This is a genomic window from uncultured Romboutsia sp., assembly GCF_958366745.1.
GTDB lineage: Bacteria > Bacillota > Clostridia > Peptostreptococcales > Peptostreptococcaceae > Romboutsia > Romboutsia timonensis.
Genome location: NZ_CATXCO010000167.1, coordinates 1 through 5,367 on the forward strand (window position 1 = coordinate 1; position 5,367 = coordinate 5,367).

Sequence of the window (5,367 nt, forward strand, 5' to 3'; positions counted from 1 at the left end):
CTCATAAAGAGTATTGACAAAAATAAAAGAGCGTAGACTTTGTCTACGCTCTGACAGATTACTTAGTAACCTGTATTTTTTTCTTAAATATATCATTTTAATAGTAATATAACTATTTTTTAGTAACTTCTACTTTTTCTTTTGATACTTTAGATTCTTCTTTAATAGCTTTGCTTTTTAAAAATTCAATAAGTCCATCTCTAAGTTCTGGTCTTTTTAAAGCAAAGTCTATTGTAGCTTCTAAAAATCCTAACTTATCACCAACATCGTATCTTCTTCCTTCAAAGTCATATGCATATATAGCTTCATGAGAAGCTAGAGTTTTTAATGCATCAGTTAATTGTATTTCTCCACCTTTACCTGGTTCTTGATTTTCAAGTATATCAAATATAGCAGGTGTTATTATGTATCTTCCTAATATTGCTATATTTGATGGAGAATCTTCAACATTTGGTTTTTCAACCATGTCTTTTACTTTGTATACTCTATCTTCTATATGTTTTACATCAAGTATTCCGTACTTGTCAGTGTCTTCTTTAGCTACTTTTTGAACACCAAGTACTGATGTTTTGTATTCATCGTATGCATTTATAAGTTGCTTTAGACAAGGAGTGTCTGCATCTACTATGTCATCTCCAAGTAAAACTGCAAAAGGCTCATTTCCGATAAAACTTTTTGCACAATGTATAGCATGTCCAAGTCCTTTTGGTTCTTTTTGACGTATATAATGTATGTTTACCATGTTTGATATGTCTTGAACCATTTTAAGCATTTCAGTCTTACCCTTTTGCTCTAGTTCAAGTTCTAATTCTACACTTCTATCAAAATGATCTTCTATAGATTTCTTACTTCTTCCTGTTACTATTAGTATTTCTTCTATTCCCGATTCTATTGCTTCTTCTATTATATATTGAAGTGTTGGCTTGTCAACTATTGGTAACATTTCTTTTGGTTGAGATTTTGTTGCTGGTAAGAATCTTGTTCCTAGTCCCGCTGCTGGTATTATTGCTTTTCTTACTGTTTTTTTCATAATATTTGTTCCTCCAAATAACCCTCTGTAAGTTGATAATTTTCATACAGAGTTTACTTTTTTATTATTCAAACTCATCAGTAATTTAAATTAATTTTAATTTATCTTAAACATATTTTATATGATTCTTTATACAATATATATTCTTATTTAAATCATTTACTATTTATTTTTCATTAAAACTATGCAACCTTATTTAACTTTTTCTTCATCACGTCAGTTATAACATTAATTTCATCTACTTTTAAAACTACAACTAATATTCCATAAGTTATCGCTCCAACTCCTACAGATATAGCTAAAGAAACAGCTTCCTTAGCAAAACCTAAACCTAGTAAATTACTTACTATATTATAAACAAAGTAAGTTACAATGCCCATAACAACTGCTGCTACAATAGACTTAATAGTAGTCTTAATTATTTTATCTTGTCCAAAATATCCAATCTTTTTCTTAAGACTTCCAAATAATAAGAATATACATACAATAGCTGATATACTAGTAGCAAGAGCTAACCCTGCTAATTGTAGGTATTTAACTAATATTATATTAAGTACTATATTCATAATCATTGCTATAGCACCATTTATCATAGGAGTTTTAGTATCTTTCAGTGCATAAAATACTTTTCCTATTATATCTCTAAGTCCAAATGCAACCATACCTATTGAGTACATTATAAGTGCTATAGCAGTCATACTTGTTGCTCTAGCATCAAACTCCCCTCTTTGGAATAATAACTTTACAATAGGAGTAGCTAGCACTATTGCTCCAATCGATATAGGTATCACTAATAAAATTACACTATTAATACTTTGTACTACTGAACTTATAAACTTTTCTTTATTATCTTCGCTTGATAATTTTGATAACATTGGATATATAACAGCACCAACAGATGTTATAAACAACGCCATTACAAATCCATTTAGTTTATTTGCATAGTTAAGAGCAGATATACTTCCTTCTACTAATGTAGAAGCTAAAGTTCTATCTACCATAGTATTTATTTGATTAACAGCCACTCCTATTAATACAGGACCTATTAACCAAGACATTTTTTTTATATACTTATCCTTTATATTTATATATAGTTGATACTTATATCCACTTTTTATTGCAAACGGTAGCTGGAATATAAATTCTGTAGCTATTCCAATTAAAGTTCCCCATATCATTATATATGGATTATACTTAACACTAAGTATTATAGAAATTATTATTATTATATTTTTAGGTACACTTATAAGCCCTGGCACAGTAAAATTATTCTTAATTTGAAGATATGCAGTCATTACATAGCTTAATCCTGTAAACACTATACCTATTATAGTTATTCTTGTAAAATCAATAGATACTTTAAGAGTTTGTCCTTCAAATCCCATAGCAAATACTTTTACTAACTCTTCTGTGAATATAAAACCTAACATTGCTAATACTATACACATAGCTATTACCATGTTAAATACATTATTTGTAAAGTTTAATGCTTTTTTTTTCACCTAAATCATTATTTACTTCAAAATACATAGGTATAAGTACTGTACCTAATGTTGTCCCTATAATAGTGAATAGTACTACTGGTATATTCATAGCTGTAAGGTATGCATCACTATACATAGATGCTCCATATACTGCGGCTAATACTAATTCTCTACCAAAGCCTAATACTTTAGCTATTATAGTTGCTAACATAAGACCAATTGTTGCTTTTGCTACTTTACTCATATTATCTCCTTATGTTTATAAAAAAAATTCCTTATACAAAAGTTTCTATACAATTTATTAAAACTCTAAGCAATGTCTTTAGGATGAATAGTTTCTTCTTTATTTACGCTTACATTCTTTACCTTTATATATAAATAGCTAACTATATTTCCAACAATAAAAGATGTAACTATAGTTATTATAGAATATGCCCAAGATGTAACTTCTGGATGATTATATTTTAGATTTATTACAAGTATAGCAGATACTATAAATCCTACATAAGCACCTATATTAGTAGCATTTTTACTAAATACCCCCAGCACAAATATACCCGCTAATACACCTAGTACTAATCCCATAAAACTATTAAACCATTCATAAGCCGACTTTATTTCACCATTTGCCATAACTATGGACACTACTATAGCTACCACTCCAACACCTAATGATATGAATTTAGCTATCTTAGTCTGTTTTTCCATAGACATATCTTTTGTTATTACACTTTGTATATCTAGTGTCCAGCTAGTAGCAACTGAATTTAATCCAGTTGATAAAGTTGACTGTGCTGCTGCATATATGGCAGCAAATACAAGTCCTGATACACCTACAGGTAATTGATATACTATATAAGATGCAAATATTTGATCTTGTTGTGCAGTTTGTAATAAATCTGGATTTTGGTTATAAAATACAAATAGTGATGTTCCTAATAAGTATAATACCGTTGCTGTTCCTATAGATAGGATACCATTCCCATAAGTCATTTTCTTTAATTGCTTTATATCTGTTGTTGTAGTAAATCTTTGAACTACATCTTGACTTGATATATATGATGAAAATGTATTTATACCTGCTCCCACCATTATTATAAATACACTAGTATTTAATATATTTGGATCAAATATTACTTCATTTCTAGCTAAAAATTTATCTTTAGATAAAGTTATAAATATTTCTCCTATTCCTCCATCTATTGAAAATGCTAAAAATATTAAAGTAAATACTACTCCAGATATTAATACAATCCCTTGTATAAAATCTGTCCATAATACTGACTTTAACCCACCACTATATGAATATATAATAGCTATTACCCCCATAACTATTATAAGTAAGTTAATGTTAATTCCTGTTAATTGAGCTAATACCATTGATGGTAAATACATTATTATAGACATACGACCTATTTGGTATATAATAAACATCAATGCCCCTAAAACTCTTAATCCTTTATCATTATATCTAAGCTCTAGATAATGATATGCTGTATCTATTCCTAATCTACTGTATATTGGTAAGAAGAATTTTATAGTAAGTGGTACCGCTATAAATATTCCTAATTGTGCAAACCACAATAACCATGTACCATTATATGAATTACCTGCTATAGATAAAAAAGATATTGGACTTAATAGTGTCGCAAATATTGAAACTGATGTAACCCACCATGGTATAGTTCCATCACCTTTAAAATATTCTTTTCCTTTCATATCTTTTTTAGAAAAATGTAATCCTGCTAATAATACTAATCCTAAATAAGCTATTAGTATTACCATATCTATCATGGTAAAACCTGTCATCTCTTTCTCCTCTCAATTTTTAGAGTCCCTAAAAAATTTCATAGGACTTTATTGTAATATATAAAAAATAATTCAATCTATATTGCTGTTATTGCAAGTTCAGCTATTTGTAAATCTAGCATTTCATCTATATCTACATCATATTTTTCATCCATTACATATACTAATTTATTATCATTTAAACTAGTATCATTATTTAAATTCTCATTGATTTTATTTATATATATTGCTCCATTTACTTTATAGAAATCCGGGAATTCTTGTCTTCTCTTTGTACTAGACCCTTCTAATAAGTTTATCGCATATCCATTTGAATCTATAGTTCTCATAAGTATTGGATGATCTTTTACTTTTGAAACACTTACTAGTGCTTCTTCATCTTTTTCTAATATTAGTTCTATAGCTTCATCTATATGCCATGATTGTCTTAATGGTTGTGTAGGCTGAAGTAATACTATGTAGTCATATTCTTCACCTAATCTTTTCATTTCCTCTATACAGTGCATTACTGCATCTATTGTTTTAGCAGTATCTGATGATAAGTAGTCTGGTCTCATAAAGGGAACTTCTGCTCCATATGCTCTAGCTACTTTCGCTATTTCTTCTCCATCCGTAGTTACTACTACTTTGTCTATATACTTAGACTTAAGCCCAGCCTCTATAGAATATGCTATAAGAGGCTTTCCATTAAGATTTATTATATTTTTATCCTTTATTCCTTTACTACCTGACCTTGCAGGTATTATAGCTAAAACTTTCTTTTGCATAAATCTCTCCTCTTATCCATTAAACTAAAACTTTATATTTCTATTCTTTTTATTACGCCTTCATTGAATAACTTCTCTAATATACTTATATTTAATCCTAAATCAACACTATATTTTTCATATAACCTATACATATAACTTAACAGTTCAATATCATTTCTTAAATAATATGCATTTATTAAAGTAGGTGAATAATCGGATATTATTGTTGTTATATTTTCATTCCTGAATTGTATAATTAAATCAGACAAATATATAAACAAAAAAGACACTTATG

General features: G+C 28.3%; 6 protein-coding genes. All 6 read right to left on the bottom strand.

All coding sequences use genetic code 11. From position 1 onward, the window contains the following. Window positions 1-112 precede the first annotated feature (112 nt). Window positions 113-1,030, bottom strand: coding sequence for a UTP--glucose-1-phosphate uridylyltransferase GalU (gene galU, locus Q5F54_RS10170; protein WP_302334360.1), 918 nt, complete (start codon window positions 1,028-1,030; stop codon window positions 113-115). A gap of 182 nt (window positions 1,031-1,212) precedes the next feature. After that, window positions 1,213-2,532 (bottom strand): murein biosynthesis integral membrane protein MurJ, encoded by a 1,320-nt coding sequence (murJ, locus tag Q5F54_RS10175; protein WP_302334361.1) that lies wholly within the window; start codon window positions 2,530-2,532, stop codon window positions 1,213-1,215. Beyond that, window positions 2,501-2,758: a hypothetical protein gene (locus Q5F54_RS10180; protein WP_302334362.1), complete on the bottom strand. Its 258-nt coding sequence runs from the start codon at window positions 2,756-2,758 to the stop codon at window positions 2,501-2,503. The genes murJ and Q5F54_RS10180 overlap by 32 nt, the downstream gene beginning before the upstream one ends. Before the next feature lie 65 nt (window positions 2,759-2,823). Next, window positions 2,824-4,323 (bottom strand): sodium:solute symporter, encoded by a 1,500-nt coding sequence (locus Q5F54_RS10185; protein WP_302334363.1) that lies wholly within the window; start codon window positions 4,321-4,323, stop codon window positions 2,824-2,826. Window positions 4,324-4,400: 77 nt separating this feature from the next. Next, window positions 4,401-5,090, bottom strand: a complete 690-nt coding sequence (locus Q5F54_RS10190) for a cytidylyltransferase domain-containing protein (RefSeq protein ID WP_288247797.1) — start codon at window positions 5,088-5,090, stop codon at window positions 4,401-4,403. Window positions 5,091-5,122: 32 nt separating this feature from the next. Beyond that, window positions 5,123-5,353 (bottom strand): hypothetical protein, encoded by a 231-nt coding sequence (locus Q5F54_RS10195; protein WP_288564876.1) that lies wholly within the window; start codon window positions 5,351-5,353, stop codon window positions 5,123-5,125. Between the last annotated feature and the right edge of the window lie 14 nt (window positions 5,354-5,367).

Bases quoted from the DNA above. Each gene is read 5' to 3' on its own strand.
- Q5F54_RS10180 (WP_302334362.1), bottom strand. From the start codon at position 2,758: ATGAGTAAAGTAGCAAAAGCAACAATTGGTCTTATGTTAGCAACTATA.
- galU (WP_302334360.1), bottom strand. From the start codon at position 1,030: ATGAAAAAAACAGTAAGAAAAGCAATAATACCAGCAGCGGGACTAGGA.
- Q5F54_RS10185 (WP_302334363.1), bottom strand. From the start codon at position 4,323: ATGACAGGTTTTACCATGATAGATATGGTAATACTAATAGCTTATTTA.
- Q5F54_RS10190 (WP_288247797.1), bottom strand. From the start codon at position 5,090: ATGCAAAAGAAAGTTTTAGCTATAATACCTGCAAGGTCAGGTAGTAAA.